Here is a 17,122-nt window from a genome sequence, read left to right on the forward strand (position 1 = left end):
ACCAATTTGGCGCACATGCCAAGTTGATGTCGCACTTCGGCCTTAATCTGGAACTGTGGTTGCATTGCCGCGCGGCGGTGAGAAGGCTGCTGTGTGCAGGCAAGTACTCTCAATTGCTGAGGGAAAACCGGAAAGGAGACAGAGGAATGTCACATCACCGGTCAAGGGTAAGCAAAGTGTTTGCAAGTGTTGGCATCATAGCAACGGGTTGCGTTGCAACTATACTACCTCAACTCGATATGCAGTCTGGGCAGCTTGGCTACGCTGCGGCTTATGCCCAGGGAAAAAGCGGGAGCGCTCCTGGTCGTAGTGGACCTACCCCCGGAAACAGGGGCAATAATGGAAAAAGCAGTTCCTCTAATGGAAATGGGGTTGCTTTGGACGAAGAAGATGAAAACGAAGTAGCTCGGCCTGTTTGGCGGGCATCCTCCACCGCAACTGGTAATGAATTCCGCAATCACGGCCAACGTGTTCGCTCCATGGTGGCAATTGCAAAGGCGCTTGGCTATCCGGCGTCTGTCGGTGCCCTTCAAGGAAATTTCGGTACGCCACAAGAAATACTAAACGACGATGAGCTGGTTGCATTTTTTGCCGGCAACCCAGATGGAGAAACCATGCAGAAGATACTGGCCGCCAAGCCAGGTAGCGACTCTGGAGCCTGGGCGACCTACAACCTCGATGTTAACAATGATGGTGTTGTCGATTCGATTGATTTGGAAATTGTGCGATCAGGCGCCGGTCAAAACGGCGGCAATGACGAAGAGGATAGCGGGGTATGATAGTTCTCATCGCCTATTCAACAGGTGTATGACATAACCCCTTCAGGGCCACGCCGGAATCATTCTCAGCGTGGCCCTACTAGTATAGCCCCAACAGTCATGCCCCACCTTGCTGTGCCGCCCTACGCTATGCTTCGGACGGCACAGCAAGGTGGGGCAACACGGCTTGTGGCGCCGGCGGTCGATAGCCAAGCGCACTGTGCGGTCGGATGGTATTGTAGTGGCAGCGCCAGCGCTCGATCAGCACCTGTGCTTCCTTCAGAGTGGTAAAGATCTCCCCGTTGAGCAGCTCATCCCTGAGCTTGCCATTGAAGCTCTCGTTGTATCCGTTTTCCTAGGGCGACCCAGGCTCTATTTACAGGGTCCGAACGCTGATATGGCTGAGCTAGTTGCGGACAATCTTGGACGAAGTCATAGGACCAGACGTGTTCTGGATACTGCGGCCGCAGGCGCACGCATGATCCGTCATTGAGCCAGAGACGGCCCCGTTTTGGCTGCTTCGTGGGGACCTTGAGCCCCGCCCACCGCCAGATAGCTAGGTGTCTCCAAGCCAGACATGCCCAGCCTGGCCATGGATAAAGCCATTAGCAAACGGTGCATCGATGCTGATCTCGCCAAGCTTCTCGATGCCTTCCGTGGCTGCCATATGACCGTCAGCAACGGCCCGGTATGCCTCAGACACTCGCACCATGTCGCAAGTGTGAGGCGACAAACGAAAGGCATCCACGCCGGCAGCGCTAAGCACCGGCATTTCGGCCATCAGATTGAGACAGGCGTGTGACAGAGTTTGAATTCCATTGATCGCCAGAAACGGCGTTTTATCCAAGGTACGCAACCCCATTCCGTCAGGATCTTCGCGGCAGACGAAACGACAGTTGTTCTTCACGCGGCCGTGGGCCCGGGCGTGATAACAGCGAGCTGACAGAGCCAGAGGAATGCGTCCAAACACCTGGACTTCCACCGATAAATCAAAGGTCTTGGCCGCAGCGGCCATGGTTCGTATTGCCGGCATCCGCAATTCAGGCGGCAAGGTCACATGCGTCGCGCCCAATCCGGCAAGATACCTCAGGGTCAGTTCGTTATAGACATTCAGATATGGGCCGCACGCAAACGGACGCCCCTGCAGGTGATAGAGAGTCGCTGTCTCATTCGCCTCGACAAGGTCGTCATAGTCGGCGATTTTTTCCGCCATGCGTCGTTCCGGCCTGGTCATGACTTCTGCAAGGCCGGACATGACCACTGATTTCCCGCCCGCTGTTAGCCGTTGCCGCGCAGATTCATAAAGTGGTTCGATAAATGGCGCGCGCTTGGAACAAATCACTTCGCCAAGGTACACCGTATCCACTGGCGCTTCGTCAGCGATACGGGCATAGAAATCCAACCATTTCTGCGGCGCCCAATGAAACAGAAGAGGCCCGATCGTAAGTGCGGTCACCGGTTTATCGCCACAATTTACTGGCGAATGCGCCGGGGCTTTGCTTGCCGCCTTCACTCAGCGCCACAAGATTTGCCAGGATCGGCTGGCGACCTGCCTCCAACTCATCGAGCGCGTGGCGCCATGCTGAAACGACTTCGCGCACATAGGCTCGCGATCGCTGCCTGCCTTCGATCTTGAAGGCCGACACACCAGCGGAAACGAGCTCGGGGAAGAGTTCTGCCAGGTTCAGGCTCAGAGGCTCCTCGAAGGCGTATGTGGCGTTGGATTGACGGCCAGCAAAATATCGGCCCTTGCAAATGGTTGGATAGCCAGCTTTTTGGTCACATGCAAAGCAGTCAATCGTGAACACCCCTAACCGGGACGCTCGGCTGCCATTCGCGTCTTCTACGTAATGCACATGGTCAGCTGGTGAACAAGCGCCATCCATGTTGGTTGACACACCAGTCACATAGTTCGTCAGGCTGCATCGCCCCTCCGCCATCAAACCGTGATTGCCAAATATGAAGGTTTCAATTTCACATGGAACCTCGCGTTTGAGTTCGCGTATTTCAGCCACTGTTAGAATACGCGGCAACACGACGCGCTTGACGTCAAATGCCTCACAATAGAACCGGATGGCATCAACGGATGGCGCCCCGGCTTGTACGGAAAGATGCAAACGAAGCTTGGGGTAGTTTCGTGCCGCATAGTCCGCAACGCCGATATCGGCAATAATGACGGCATCGACACCAAGCGCTACAGCGCGATCTATGGCATCCCGCCAAAGATCGGTTCCGCCGGCTGGCGGAAACGTATTGATGGCAAGCAAGACTTTCGTACCATGAGCATGTGCATAGGCAAGGCTCGCCGCCAGCTCATCAACGCTGAAATTTAGACCAGGAAAATTACGTGCGTTGGTGGCATCGCGAAAACCGCAGTAGACAGCGTCGGCACCGGCATCCACTGCGGTCCGTAGAGACGCGGGCGTCCCGGCCGGGCAGACGAGCTCAGGCCGGGTAGCCATCAGAACCGGCATATGCACGGCAGGCCCGTCTCAGGGAACGCAGGACAATGCGGCCAGGATGGCCAAAGGCCGACGCCAGTTCGTCAAGCACACTACCGTCGAGGTCATCAAGCGCATTGCGCAGGCATACGACGGCCTCGACCTGCCCCTCTACTGCTAGGGCTCGCGAAAAGAACATGGCGTCGCCATCGAGCTGTCCGTCGATCATGCGGAGCAGCATCAGGAATGACCCGGCGATTCGCGCGTCATGGGGCGGCCTATCGCCGACCAGGGAGACACGAACAATTGGCGACTGCGTACCGGGTGTCAGGATAAAGGCGACTGGCAGATCCGTAGGCTCGATCAGGAACCGCTTGGTACGATGGCTACCGAGACGGTCGAACAGATCTGGTTGACGTTTTACCAAGACGCGTGTCAGGCCTGTGAGCACTCGACTACCCACCATCCCCAAGAGACCCATCGGCAATGCGCCGCGCCAACCTGCACGACCTCCTGATAGGAAACTGGCCACGGGCAACTGTGTTGCTGCATTCATCACATTGCAAATCGACTTGGCTGAACTACTTGCCGATCAGACCACAATCAGAGGCTGGTAGCATCCTGTGCGACGAAATGTCCTGCTCAATGCCGACTTTTCCAGTTGGGCGATCCACCAGCTAAGGTCGAGACTATTGGCGGGTTGATGTGTTTGGCATTTGTGATCAAGTGGGGTCGGCCCGCATGCTCGGTCCAGCGGGAGTGCAAGTCTGAACGATTGACCCACATGGTGATGGTTAGGAATTCGAGCGTACGGGCGATAGAGGCGCTCTGGATATCAACATCGGCTGTGTGCTTGAGTTCGTCGCCTCTCGCGTGATGCGCCGTTGGCCATACGGTCGGGGTATAAGACGTCTTCGACGGGGAAGAGTATGAGCGAACAGTTCCCGCGTCTCTTCAATCCGATCACGATCGCCGGCAAGACCCTGCGCAACCGCATCGTCTTCGGCGCCCACACCGCTAATATGGCCGAAGGCGGCATGCCGAGCGAACGCCACTTCGGCTACTACCGCGAGCGCGCCCGCGGCGGCGCCGGCATGATTGTCGTCGAGCCGATCCCCGCCCACAGAACCGGCATTCTTACCCGTGGCAATTTTCGCCCTGACGACGACGCAGTGATCCCGCATTTCCAGCGGATCACTGACGAGTGCCACAACCACGGTGCGGTCATTGTCCACCAGATCTATCATGTCGGCGCACATGGTGATCAGGACAATTCATGGGAGTCGTACTGGTCGCCCTCGGGGACGCCCTCTTTCCACGATCAGTTCGGGTCCCACGCCATGACCGAGGCCGAGATCGAGGAGGTGATCGCCTCGTTCGTCGAGGCGGCGCGGCGCGACCGCGACTCCGGTTTTGACGGGGTAGACCTGTTCGCCGGATATAACTGTCTGGTGGATCAGTTCTGGTCACCGCTGACTAACCGGCGTGATGATCGCTGGGGCGGCAGCCTGGAAAACCGGACCCGCTTCGCGGTCGAGATCTGCTCTCGCATTCGCGCTATGGCCGGGCCGGACTTCATCATCGGCATGACCGTGAGCGGTGCGGAAACCGAGGGCGGCCTGACAATCGAGGGCAAGCAGGAGGTCGCCGCCTATCTCGATGAGCGCGGCCTGGTCGACTACTTCTCCTGCGGCACAGGCAGCTATCTGGGCGGCACTGGCGCAACGATCATTCCGTCATTTCAGCTGGGCATGCTGCTCGGCGCCGATGATGCGGCCGCCTACCGCCAGGTGGTCAAGCATGCCAGGGTCACTGCCGAGTCGCGCATCAAGACACCGGCGAACGGCGAGGCCCTGATCGCTTCGGGCAAGGCGGACATGGTCAGCCTGGTGCGGGCGCAGATCGCCGACCCGCATCTCGCCAACAAGGCGCGGGAAGGCCGGGTTGACGATATTCGCCCGTGTATCAGTTGCAATCAGTTGTGCATCGGACGCCGCATGCGCGACTACTGGGTGTCCTGCCTGGTCAACCCTTCCGTCGGCCGCGAGTTTCAATGGGACGGAGACAGGCCGCCGCGCGCCCGGGAGCCGCGCGACGTTCTGGTGGTGGGCGGCGGGCCGGCGGGACTGGAAGCGGCGCGCGTGGCGGCGGAACGCGGGCATCGGGTGACCCTGGTCGAGCGCCAGGGCGAGCTTGGCGGACAGTTCCGGCTGGCCGGGGGTCAGCCGGAACGCGGCGAGATCACGGAACTTCTCGGCTGGTACCAGCGCCAGCTCGAAAAGCTGCAGGTCCGGGTCAGGCTGCGCAGCGAGATGTCCGCCGCCGACATCAAGGCCTCCGGCGCGGACGCCGTCGTGCTGTGCACCGGCTCGCTGCCGACCAGAACCGGCTATCAGCGCGCCCTGCCGCACCTGGACATGCTGCCGGGAGCCGACAAGGACAATGTCTGCACCGTCCATGACGTCCTCGAGGGCAAGCCCGTGCGCGGTACGAACATCCTCATCCTGGACGATATCCGGGGCTGGTGGCCGGCCAGCGGGACTGCGCTCTACCTGGCCCAGCAGCGCCGGCAGGTGACGATCGTCACGGCGGCGGAGGTAGCGGCGTCGGCCCTCGGCAATGTGGCTAGCGGCACGCGGCAGCGCTTCGCCGAATACGGGATCGAAACGCTCACCGCCACTGCGCTGCTGTCGTGGAACGGGAGCTCGGCAACCATGAAGGACCGCTACACGGGCGAAATCGAGGAGCGCAAGTTCGACTATCTGGTGCTCGCGGGCACCAACACGCCTGAAGACAGTCTGACGAAAGAGCTGGCCGCCGATGGCCTGGAAGTCCACACAATCGGCGACGCCGTATCGGCGCGCACGGCGGCGATGGCCATCTTCGAGGCGCGCAGGCTGGCGCTCACGCTCTAACGGACACCGCAGGCGGGACGGCGGGACGCCGGCCCGGCCTGAGGAACACTTTGCCGGGACGGGTCCGTCCACAGGTCGAGGGCATGGAGATGAACAAGTCTATGGATATTGCAGGACGGGAGGGGCGATCCTTCACGCCCGGCCGGCCATGACGTCGAGACGCGCCGCAAGCCGGCCACGACGCCGGAACACCCGCATCGTCCAGCCCGACTGGCCGCAGCCGGTCAATCCCTATCCGCCGGTTGAGCTTGCCAGCGACGACGAGGTCGAGGCCATATTCCGCACGGCGCTTCAGATCCTGCAGGAGATCGGGATCGAGATATGGGACCCGGATTCCCTCTCCCGCCTGAAGGCGGCGGGCGCGGACGTGGATATGCAGAACCAGCGCGTGCGGTTCGATTCGGCGTTCATCGAGGAAAAGTTGGCCCTGGCGCCCGGAGCCTTCACCCTGTGGACCCGCAACCCCGAGCGCGATCTGCGGATGGGCGACAACCGGTTGCTCTTCACGCCGGTCGGTGGCCCCGCCTTCTGCACCGATCTCGACCGCGGCCGCCGACGTGGAAGCTATGGCGAGATGTGCGAGTTCCTGAGCCTGGTTCAGTCGCTCAACATCATGCACTTCGGCGGCAGCCCCGGCGGTCCCTTCGAACCCATGGACCTGCCGGTGGCGTCGCGCTATCTGGACGTGAACTATGCGCTGCTGACCGTCACCGACAAATGCAATCCGTCGGCCGCCTTTGGACGGCAGCAGACGGAAGATGCTATCGAGATGACCCGCATCGCCATGGGCATCGATCACGCGACCATGCGTGAGCGCCCCAGCGTGATGTGCATCATCAACACAAACTCCCCGCTGCGGCTCGACAGGCCGATGGCGGAGGGGCTGGTGGCGCTGGTCGAGGCCGGGCAGCCGCCGGTCATCACGCCGCCCGCTTCGGCCGGCGCCATGGCGCCGGTGACCCTGGCCGGCGCCATGGCGCAGCAGTCGGCCGAGGTCATGGCCTGCGTGGCCCTGTGCCAGACGGTCAAGCCCGGCGCGCCGCTTGTGGTCTCCTCCGGGGCGAATCCCGTGGACATGCGCACCGGGGGCGCATCCAATGGCATGCCGGGGGCCATGCAGGCGCGGCTGATCGGCGCTCAACTCGGTCGCCGCTACGGTGTGCCGCTGCGGGGCTTCGCCGGCGCCGTATCGAAGCTGGTGGATGCCCAGGCAGGATATGAAACCGCCTCCGGCCTGTGGGGCTCAATCATGTCGGGGGCGAACCTGATCTACCACGCCGGCGGCTGGATCGAGCAGGGACTGACGGCTTCCTATGAAAAACTGATCATGGATGCGGAGATCCTGCAGATGGTTGCCGGGTCCCTGCAGAGACTGGAAATCAGCGACGAGACCCTGGGGCTGGAAGCCGTGCGCGAAGTGGGGCCGGGAGGCCACTATTTCGGCGCCAGACACACGCTGCGGCACTACCTGGATTCGCCATACGTTCCGCTGGTCTCCGACTGGGGCAACCATGATGCCTGGCAGTCGGCGGGCAGCCTGTCCACGGCCGAACGAGCCAATTGGGTATGGAAGCGGCTGCTCGCCGACTACGAGAAGCCGGCCCTGGACCCGGCCATCGACGAAGAGCTCAAGGCCTATATGGCGGGCCGGAAACAACAACTGTCGGTGGCGGCCTGAGGCCGTCGGAGTATTGATTGACTGGAGGACCTGGAGCGAGCGATTGGGTCTCTCTGCCTCGCGCAATGCGCAATACCATTTGATATCCTGGCGGTTCTTCCAGGGTCATCCGCCTGGTTGTGATGATGTACTGACCTGCCCCTTGAGAAATGGCCCGGATTGAGAGTTAGAGTTTCGGCTATTCCGGTCTCCGGGGCGGCTTCCTCAAGGGGCAGGTCAGTACATCATCAGAAAATCAATTGACCTTCCAGCGAAGGAAAGTCGTACCAATGCCACTAAGGAGCTGCAGATCGATTGATGGCACAGGCGAGGTGTCAATTGTTCATAAACGAGGCGGCCTGCCGATCTGGATTGTCTGCCAAGACAATTCGTTATTATGAGTCGATTGGCTTGATCGCGCGGCCAGTGCGCAAGACCAACAGGTATCGCGAGTTCAGCGATCGCGACATAAGTGAACTACAGCTGCTTGCTCGCGCACGCCGGCTTGGTTTCTCGGTCAGAAACTGCAGCACACTTATGTCACTATACAGAGCACGCAATTGTAGAGACGTAGATTTCTGTATTCTTGCTGCGGAGCTTATTAGCGATCTTGATTGCAAATTGCGGGACTTGCAGGAGATGCGCTCTGTGCTGAAGTGTTTGACGGATCGACGTACCAGAAACAAGCGTCGAGACACCCGAGTTTTCAATAGCCTCGAGGAATCAACAAGTGTCAGGCCGTAGCACAAGGATAATCGTTGCGGTGGTCTTGGCTGTGGTTCTTGGGGTTGCGTGGTTCGTAGTCGATCAGCGTGATGACGTACCTGCGCCCCTTGTCAATTCAGGTAATGTCGAGCTCGTGGCGCTGGGACGTAATGTCTACACAGAAAGCTGCGCCTCCTGCCATGGTGCGTTTCTCAAGGGTGAAGCTGATTGGCAAGTCCGCAAGTCAGATGGACGGCTACCCGCACCTCCGCATGACGAAACCGGGCACACTTGGCACCACGACGAGCAGACTCTGTTCGTATTGACCAAGTATGGCCCTTCCAAACTGATTGGCGGTGCCTATGAGAGCGATATGCCGGCATTCGACGGGATCCTTACCGACGAGGAAATCTGGGCCGTTCTGGCATTTATCAAGAGCACCTGGCCCACAGAAATTCAGGAACGGTGGGAGCAGATTAATATGCGGGCGCAACAACAGAGCCGATGACCTTGCGTCGGAAGATACGGTTGGTAACGTTGTCTCACAGAGCACACAAGGAATGCTTTGTTCTTGTCCAGGTGACGATTTGTCCGTCCGGGCAGTCTTTGTTCTGACGGAGCGAAGGTCGCCGATTCTTTGGCGTTGGAGATAGGTGGTTCCCGTAGGCAGACGAATCCACATTCTGGAGAAAAAATGACTGAGCATCACAGCCACCGCCATACCGCAGGCCATGCGCCCACCAGCGAATTGACGGACAGCGAGACGGTCAAGGATCCGGTGTGCGGCATGTCCGTGCGGCTGAACGCCGGAAAGCCGAGCTTTCAGCACAAGGGCCACGCTTATCACTTCTGTTCCCAGCGCTGCCACGACAAGTTTGCAGCCGATCCCGAATCGTATCTCTCCGAGAAACCTGAGCACCAACCCGCGCCCAAGGGTGTCAAGTACACGTGCCCGATGCATCCGGAAATCGTCCGTGACGAGCCGGGCGATTGCCCTATCTGCGGCATGGCGCTGGAGCCAATGGGTGTGCCGGCAGCTGATGCCGGGCCGAACCCGGAGCTTGTGGACTTCAAGAGGCGGTTTTGGGTCGGGACGGCACTGACGGTACCGCTTTTGGTGCTGACGATGGGTCCGTTCGTCGGGCTTGGCTTTGTCCGCGATGTCTTGGGTGAGCGGTTGTCGCTGTGGATAGAACTTGCTTTGGGCACACCTGTTATTCTGTGGGCTGGTTGGCCGTTTTTCGTGCGAGGCGTCAGGTCTGTAATCAACCGCAGCCTCAACATGTTCACACTCATAGGCATGGGTGTCGGTGCGGCCTATCTCTTCAGCGTCGTGGCTGTACTGTTGCCGGGAATTTTTCCAGACGGTTTTCGTGATGAGGACGGTCATGTCGGTGTCTATTTTGAGGCTGGTGCCGTCATCGTCGTTTTGGTTTTGCTTGGCCAGATCATGGAACTTGGCGCGCGCGAGCGGACAGGTTCGGCAATTCGAGCCCTTTTGGATCTTGCCGCGAAAACAGCGCGCGTCATTCGCTCGGACGGCCGGGAGGAGGAGATACCGCTCGAAGATGTCAAGGTTGGTGACAAGCTGCGAGTCCGCCCGGGCGACAAAATCCCGGTGGATGGCGTGGTAGCGGAGGGCCGCTCGTCGGTTGACGAGTCGATGATATCCGGCGAGCCCATCCCTGTAGAAAAAGTCGAGGGAGACAAGGTCACCGGGGCGACGATCAACGGCACCGGCAGCCTGGTGATGGTCGCTGAACGCGTCGGTGCTGACACGATGCTCAGCCAGATCGTCGAAATGGTCGCGAATGCGCAGCGTAGCCGCGCGCCTATTCAGAAACTGGCCGATTCGGTGGCCGGCATGTTTGTTCCCGCTGTCGTTGTCATTGCCGTAATGTCGTTCGCCGCATGGGCGATTTGGGGGCCTGCGCCGGCTTTATCCTATGCACTGGTCTCGGCGGTCGCGGTCCTTATCATTGCCTGTCCCTGTGCGCTGGGGCTGGCGACACCCATGTCGATCATGACGGCGACTGGCCGTGGAGCACAGGCCGGTGTGCTGATCAAGAATGCCGAAGCCCTGGAGAGGTTCGCCAAGGTCGATACGCTGATTGTCGACAAAACGGGCACGCTGACACTGGGAAAACCGAAACTGATCGCCGTACTGCCCGAAGCCGGCCATGACGAGGATGACGTGTTGCGACTGGCGGCCAGCCTGGAACGCGGTTCCGAGCACCCGCTCGCTGAAGCGATCGTCGCGGGCGCCGAGGAACGCGAGATCGCGTTGACTGAAGCAGAGGAGTTTGAAGCGGTCACCGGAAAGGGTGTGAAAGGTGTTGTCGATAAAATGTCGGTAGCGCTTGGCAATGCAAAACTTCTCGCCGATCTCGGCATTGACGGGCGCAGATTCTCAGAATCGGCGAACGCACGCCGCGACCAAGGTGAAACAGTGATGTTTGTCATCGTCGGTTCGAAAATCGCTGGTCTTGTAGCGGTGGCTGATCCGGTAAAGGACACAACTCATGACGCGCTCAAGGCGCTGCATGCACAAGGTTTCCGCATTGTCATGGCGACGGGTGACAACGAGCGGACCGCGAAAGCGGTAGCTGCAAAGCTGGGTATCGACGAAATCCGGGCGGATGTTCTGCCCGAGGACAAGGCACGCATCATTAAGGAGATGCAAGATGCCGGCCGAAAGGTGGCGATGGCTGGTGACGGCGTCAATGATGCGCCGGCCCTGGCCCAGGCCGATGTTGGTATCGCCATGGGTACGGGTGCCGATGTGGCTATAGAGAGCGCGGGCCTTACGCTGGTCAAAGGGGATCTCAATGGCATCGTGCGGGCGCGCAAACTGGCCCGCGCGACCATGCGAAACATCAAGCAGAACCTTTTCTTTGCGCTGGTCTACAACGCTTCAGGCGTGCCGGTTGCGGCGGGCGTGTTGTTCCCGGTTTTCGGTATTCTAATCTCGCCAATTTTTGCTGCCGCGGCCATGAGCCTGTCGTCCGTATCCGTGGTGGGGAATGCCTTGCGACTACGGTCTGTCAGAGTCTAGGAGCTGATCAGACGGCGGCCGAGAGGCTGATGTCCCAATCCGTTTTCTCAGGATGGCGGGCCTGCGATGTGCCGGCGGTTCGAAGGCTGCGTGTGAGCATGGCGATCTATACAATCTATGACTGAGGGGCAGCGGCAATGGTGGTGGCCATAGTTCTGGCAGTCGCAATGGTCGTCATGACGGCAGCGCTTCATTACTACGTTTTACAATGGCTGTCTGGTGGCATGGCGCGTATTCCTTTGCGACCGGGCCCGCGGGTCCTGTCGATTGTATTCGTGATCCTCGCCACGCACATCATACAAGTTGTCCTTTACGCTCTCGCATATGGCGCCTCAATCCATATTCTGAATCTCGGGACATTTGGTGGTCTCACGGTTGAACGACCGCTCGACTTTCTCTACTTCTCGATCGTGACCTACACGTCCCTGGGTCTCGGTGACGTGTTTCCGACCGGCCATCTTCGCTTCCTGGCCGGCGTCGAGGCGCTGAACGGCTTGCTGCTGATTGCGTGGTCCGGATCGTTCATCTTTCTGGCAATGGGGCGGTTATGGCCGTGGCAGAGTTGCGTTGAGCCGACCCGCCTGCATCGCAGTAGGGGCTGACAAGTGACCAGTTGCAAACTGTCCTTCTTTGGTGGGGTCGGAACGGTTACTGGGTCCAGATACCTGCTTGAGGTCGATGGCCTTCGAGTGCTCGTCGATTGCGGGCTTTTCCAAGGGTTCAAGCAGCTTCGCTTGCGAAACTGGGCGCCGTTTCCTATCGCCCCCAACCGCATCGATGCTGTGCTCCTTACGCACGCTCACCTCGATCACTCTGGCTATCTGCCGTTGCTCGTCAAGAATGGGTTTTCGGGGCCGGTTATTTGTACCGAGGCAACGCGGGACTTGTGCGCGATCCTTTTGCCGGACAGCGGGTATCTGCAGGAGAAGGATGCGGACTTTGCCAATCGCTATGGCCATTCAAAACACCACCCGGCCTTGCCGCTGTACACACAGAAGGATGCCGAGGTGTGCATGAAGCGATTCATGCCATTGGGGTTCAATAAGGCATTCAACGTCAAGGATGCGGTATCCGCCCGTTTTCTGCCGGCCGGGCACATCCTGGGTGCGGCCATTATCGAGATAACGTGTGCCGGCCGTACAATTGTCTTCTCGGGCGATCTGGGGCGTCCCCACAGTGCCACCATGGTTGATCCGGCGGTTGTCGAACGTGCTGACTACCTGCTCATAGAGTCCACTTATGGTGACCGGCGTCATGAGACGCGCGATGCACAAGAGGCCCTCGGTGAGATTATCAGCCGGACCGCGGCGCGTGGCGGAACAGTCCTAATACCCGCATTTGCTGTTGGCCGGGCACAATCCCTGCTCTTCCATATGGAGCGTCTGAAAGCCGAAAAGCAAATCCCGGACCTACCGATCTTTCTCGATAGTCCGATGGCGATCAATGCCAGTGAGTTGTTCTGCCAACGCGTCGAAGACCACCGATTGACGGCGGAGGAGTGTCGCACAGCCTGCAGCGTCGCGCGTTATGTCCGTGAACCCGAAGAATCAAAGTCATTGGATCAGGATCCTATGCCGAAAGTCATTATTTCAGCGAGCGGGATGGCGACAGGCGGCCGGGTACTGCACCACTTGAAACACTATGCGCCTGATCCCCGGAACACGATCCTGTTTTCTGGCTTCCAGGCGGGAGGAACCCGGGGTGCTGCTATGACTTCGGGGGCCGACAAGGTCAAAATTCATGGTGGTTATGTTCCGGTGCAAGCGGAAGTCGCCAACCTGCAAATGCTCTCGGCCCATGCTGACGCAGATGAGACCATGGCTTGGCTTGGCAACTTCAATACACCACCCCGAATGACCTATGTCACCCACGGTGAGCCGGCCGCCTCCGACACACTGCGGCACCGGATTAAGGAAGAGCTTGGGTGGCCATGTACGGTGCCGGAGTTCCGTGAAGAAGTCGAACTGAATTGATGTCGGACTCTATTGAGGTGGCTGGATCGCCGGGCCAGTCGGCAAATACTTTGCGCGCACGACGAATCGGTATAGATGCCCAGTACGAATCCGTCGTGTTTATGCACAAGGACTGCCCGGTCTGTCGCTCGGAAGGATTTACGGCCCAGACGCGTGTGCGATTGACCTATGGTGATCGGTCAATCATCGCGACCGTGTTCCAGATCGTCAGTGACCTAGTGACACATGACGAAGCGGGCCTGTCGGAGACGGCGTGGCGCCGTCTCGGACTTTCAGGCGGCGAGATAATTTCCGTGAGCCATCCCCGCCCACTTCTGTCGCTGAGTGACTTACGTGGAAAAGTCTATGGACGTCCGTTCAATGCTGTGGCTTTGGATATGATTGTCAATGATGTCGTCGCAGGTCGATACTCGGATATTCATCTGTCTTCGTTCATCACGGCATGTTCAGCCAGGCCGCTCGACCTTGACGAAACGGTTGCCCTGACCAAAGCCATGATGAGTGCCGGTGAGCGGCTGAGCTGGAGCAAAAGCCTAATTTCCGACAAGCACTGTGTCGGCGGACTACCAGGCAACCGTACGACGCCGATTGTGGTGGCCATTGCTGCTGCTTGTGGCCTGACGATACCTAAGACATCATCCCGGGCGATCACGTCTCCCGCCGGCACTGCAGATGCAATGGAAACCTTGGCACCGGTTGATCTCAGTATTCAAGCCATGCGGAAGGTAGTCGAACGGGAAGGAGGGTGTATTGTTTGGGGCGGGGCGGTACGGCTGAGCCCAGCCGACGACACCCTGATACGGGTTGAACGGGCGCTCGATCTGGATAGCGAAGGGCAGCTTGTCGCGTCTGTTATATCGAAGAAGGCGGCTGCTGGAGCCACTCATCTCATACTCGATCTTCCAGTGGGTCCAACGGCGAAGGTGCGTAGCACAGCGACGGCTTCTGCGCTATCGCGGAGTCTGCTTGCCGTCGCACAGACTTGCGGAATAGAGGCGCGCGTAATCATCACGGACGGACAACAGCCGGTTGGTCGCGGTATCGGACCGGCTCTTGAGGCGTTGGATGTTCTGGCTGTACTGCAGGGAAAACCTGACGCACCGCGTGATTTACGTGACCGCGCTATATCTCTGGCGGGCGGGCTACTTGAACTGGTCGGCAGCGCGGAGGTCGGTTGCGGTGAGGCTATGGCGTCTGAGGTGCTCAATGACGGTCGCGCCTGGAGAAAATTTCAGGGAATATGTGAAGCTCAGGGCGGCATGCGCGAGCCGACCACTGCCGCTCACCATCGCCCTGTAATAGCAAGCAAGGCAGGACAAGTGACGATGATTGACAACCGTCGGCTTGCGCGAGTGGCCAAGCTCGCCGGGGCCCCAAGTGCTAAATCAGCAGGCATTGAACTCCATGTGCGCCTTGGCACGAATGTCTCTTTGGGTGAGCCGCTGTACACGGTGCATGCGGAGGCGTCGGGCGAGCTGTCATATAGTTTGGCATATGTGGCTGAAAACGAAGACATCATAGCGTTGAGCGACGTGTGATGCCGCCACCCCTTGTGGTGCTGCAGGAAGGTGACCCTTTTGGCAAACGCCTGGCCGGAGCAATTGGAGCTGAGGTGGCGCAGTTTGAACTTCGCCGTTTCCCTGACGGTGAAACCTACCTGCGATACGATACGCCGCCCGGGGGGCGATCCGTCGTCATACTATGTTCCTTGGACCGGCCGGACGGGAAGTTCCTTCCGCTGCTGTTCGCTGCAGCTACCGCTCGTGATCTCGGCGCGAAATCCGTCGGACTCGTTAGCCCCTATCTTCCCTACATGCGGCAAGATCGTCGGTTTCGCCCGGGCGAAGCCGTGACGTCAGCCTATTTTGCTGAATTTCTCTCGGATCAGTTTGATTGGCTGGTGACTATTGACCCGCACCTTCATCGGCGGAGCTCACTGTCTGAGATATACTCGATGCGAACGGCGGTTCTTCACGCGGCCCCTTTGATCGCAGAGTGGATCCGAAAGAATATAGAGTTCCCGCTTCTTATCGGGCCTGATGAGGAAAGCGAGCAATGGGTTGCAGACGTTGGTCGTGACGCCGGAGCTCCGCATCTCGTGCTGCAGAAAATTCGGCATGGTGATCGTGAAGTGGACGTGTCGATTCCGGATACCGAGCGGTGGCGGGACCGCACGCCAGTAATCGTGGACGACATTATTTCGTCAGGGCACACACTGATCGAAACGGTCGGCCACCTGGTGCGCGCCGATATGAAGCCACCGATCTGTGTCGCCGTTCATGGGCTATTCGCGGAAGGCTCATATCAGAAGCTTGTGCAGGCCGGTGCGGCGCGGATCGTCACCTCGAATACGATCTCTCATGAAACCAACGCTATCGACGTCACAAGCCTGCTCGCTGTCGCCGTCGGTGAGCTGATTGGCCTACCGGCGCCGGTTGCAAGCCGAAATCGCCGCCCATGATACTGAGTTCCTAGGACTTCCGGCCGCGCGCGGCGAAAAAGTTGTAGATGGGTATGAATACGATTGCCGCATACCAGCCATAGGCAAAAGCCCAGAGCAATCCAATGAAGAAGCTTTGCCAGGAAAACCAGATGAACCCCGGCAGCAACATGGGGAGCAGCTGATGCATGTTCGCATTCTGAAAGATCAACCCGTAGCTCACGCAAACCAGGTAGGTGATGACCAGAAATACTGCCAGGCTCATGCCAACGGGAACGATCCGCAACGGTAAGCGTTCGGTCATGGTGTGCGCCTCGTAAGGTAAACTGGGTTCAAGCCATCCCTTGCCGCAACGGAAAAAGGGCAACGCACTCTCGGCGTCGCCCTTTCCCTGGGAGGGACCGTAGTCATTTGAAGCTCAGCTTCATAGGCATAGTTCATTCCAAACTCGTACACGTCAATGCCGGACCGTGGCCCGCGACGAACCGTCACGCGATATCGGCAACTACTTTCACCACCGCGTGTTGGCCAGCTTCGTAGTGCTCAGGGATGAAGCAGCCGACCTCCCATTCGCCTTCGGCGCCGGCAGGAATCCAGATGTGCATGGTTGCTGTCGGCAGCGGTGCGTCATCGTCGTCGGGCCGCGGTGGCAGGTGAACGCCCATCATACCATGCGCCATATGCCGTCGCTGACCGGACTGCATCATTGAGGGGCCGAACAGGTTTTCGGCATAGTGCCGTTCCTCCATATCCGGTCCGCGACCAAAATGGATTTCGTGGTCCAGCCAGCCTTCGTTGATAAACTGAATCAGGTGAGGCCGCCCGGAGACCAGAGTAATTGGTGCGTTCTCTTCCTTGCCGTCCTCCCGGAAATAGAACTCACCGGTATAGATGGTGAGGTCTGGTCCCATGTCGTGCTCGGCGTGGGCAAAGGCGGGACGGGTATTTGCTAACAGCGGCAGGGCCACGGCGGCGCCCAATGCGAGGGTCAGTGATCGGCGGGTCAGAAGCGTGCCTGACTGCCCGGACGTCTTGAACATGGTCAAATCTCCCTGGTCAGAGTGCGAATTACCATAAGCCGATCTGGGCCGTTCATGCCTTGATCTATGTTGAGTTTCGCGCGAATTGGCCGGGGCATAGTGTCGCGGTCCGAAACGTCACAGAGCAGTATTTGTCTG

General features: G+C 59.1%; 14 protein-coding genes and 1 pseudogene. 9 read left to right on the top strand and 6 right to left on the bottom strand.

Annotated elements, in window-relative coordinates:
• Positions 1 to 377 precede the first annotated feature (377 nt).
• Positions 378 to 779: a hypothetical protein gene (locus RIE31_03910; protein ID MEQ8639740.1), complete on the top strand. Its 402-nt coding sequence runs from the start codon at positions 378 to 380 to the stop codon at positions 777 to 779.
• A gap of 127 nt (positions 780 to 906) precedes the next feature.
• Here RIE31_03910 and RIE31_03915 read toward each other — a convergent pair.
• The 4 genes and pseudogenes from RIE31_03915 to RIE31_03930 all read right to left on the bottom strand — a co-directional run bounded on the left by RIE31_03915 (position 907) and on the right by RIE31_03930 (position 3,626).
• Positions 907 to 1,312, bottom strand: a pseudogene (locus tag RIE31_03915) (transposase).
• A 2-nt stretch (positions 1,313 to 1,314) separates the two neighbouring features.
• A complete protein-coding gene (locus RIE31_03920) occupies positions 1,315 to 2,214 on the bottom strand; it encodes a U32 family peptidase (GenBank protein ID MEQ8639741.1) in 900 nt (299 codons plus the stop codon).
• A 4-nt stretch (positions 2,215 to 2,218) separates the two neighbouring features.
• Entirely contained in the window at positions 2,219 to 3,220 is a 1,002-nt protein-coding gene (locus RIE31_03925) for a peptidase U32 family protein (GenBank protein ID MEQ8639742.1), read from the bottom strand.
• A complete protein-coding gene (locus tag RIE31_03930) occupies positions 3,204 to 3,626 on the bottom strand; it encodes an SCP2 sterol-binding domain-containing protein (GenBank protein ID MEQ8639743.1) in 423 nt (140 codons plus the stop codon). The genes RIE31_03925 and RIE31_03930 overlap by 17 nt, the downstream gene beginning before the upstream one ends.
• A gap of 457 nt (positions 3,627 to 4,083) precedes the next feature.
• Here RIE31_03930 and RIE31_03935 point away from each other — a divergent pair, with 457 nt between their 5' ends.
• The 8 genes from RIE31_03935 (at position 4,084) to RIE31_03970 (ending at position 15,965) form a co-directional block, all read left to right on the top strand.
• Positions 4,084 to 6,114, top strand: a complete 2,031-nt coding sequence (locus RIE31_03935) for an FAD-dependent oxidoreductase (protein ID MEQ8639744.1) — start codon at positions 4,084 to 4,086, stop codon at positions 6,112 to 6,114.
• Between the two features lie 148 nt (positions 6,115 to 6,262).
• Positions 6,263 to 7,792 carry a trimethylamine methyltransferase family protein gene (locus RIE31_03940; GenBank protein MEQ8639745.1) on the top strand — a complete coding sequence of 510 codons (1,530 nt, stop codon included), beginning with the start codon at positions 6,263 to 6,265 and terminating at the stop codon, positions 7,790 to 7,792.
• A gap of 742 nt (positions 7,793 to 8,534) precedes the next feature.
• A complete protein-coding gene (locus RIE31_03945) occupies positions 8,535 to 8,984 on the top strand; it encodes a cytochrome c (GenBank protein MEQ8639746.1) in 450 nt (149 codons plus the stop codon).
• Positions 8,985 to 9,170: 186 nt separating this feature from the next.
• A complete protein-coding gene (locus tag RIE31_03950; GenBank protein MEQ8639747.1) occupies positions 9,171 to 11,531 on the top strand; it encodes a heavy metal translocating P-type ATPase in 2,361 nt (786 codons plus the stop codon).
• A gap of 137 nt (positions 11,532 to 11,668) precedes the next feature.
• Positions 11,669 to 12,133, top strand: a complete 465-nt coding sequence (locus RIE31_03955; protein ID MEQ8639748.1) for a potassium channel family protein — start codon at positions 11,669 to 11,671, stop codon at positions 12,131 to 12,133.
• 3 nt (positions 12,134 to 12,136) lie between these two features.
• Entirely contained in the window at positions 12,137 to 13,504 is a 1,368-nt protein-coding gene (locus tag RIE31_03960) for an MBL fold metallo-hydrolase (protein MEQ8639749.1), read from the top strand.
• Positions 13,504 to 15,042, top strand: coding sequence for a thymidine phosphorylase family protein (locus RIE31_03965; protein MEQ8639750.1), 1,539 nt, complete (start codon positions 13,504 to 13,506; stop codon positions 15,040 to 15,042). Before RIE31_03960 ends, RIE31_03965 begins: the two co-directional genes overlap by 1 nt.
• Positions 15,042 to 15,965, top strand: a complete 924-nt coding sequence (locus RIE31_03970) for a ribose-phosphate pyrophosphokinase (protein ID MEQ8639751.1) — start codon at positions 15,042 to 15,044, stop codon at positions 15,963 to 15,965. The genes RIE31_03965 and RIE31_03970 overlap by 1 nt, the downstream gene beginning before the upstream one ends.
• Positions 15,966 to 15,975: 10 nt before the next feature.
• On the opposite strand, the gene RIE31_03975 is transcribed toward RIE31_03970, so the two are convergent.
• Positions 15,976 to 16,248, bottom strand: coding sequence for a DUF5676 family membrane protein (locus RIE31_03975; GenBank protein MEQ8639752.1), 273 nt, complete (start codon positions 16,246 to 16,248; stop codon positions 15,976 to 15,978).
• A gap of 184 nt (positions 16,249 to 16,432) precedes the next feature.
• On the bottom strand, positions 16,433 to 16,984 hold the full coding sequence (locus RIE31_03980) for a hypothetical protein (GenBank protein MEQ8639753.1): 552 nt from the start codon (positions 16,982 to 16,984) through the stop codon (positions 16,433 to 16,435).
• Between the last annotated feature and the right edge of the window lie 138 nt (positions 16,985 to 17,122).

This window comes from Alphaproteobacteria bacterium (assembly GCA_040218575.1).
In the GTDB taxonomy this organism is placed as follows: domain Bacteria; phylum Pseudomonadota; class Alphaproteobacteria; order JAVJRE01; family JAVJRE01; genus JAVJRE01.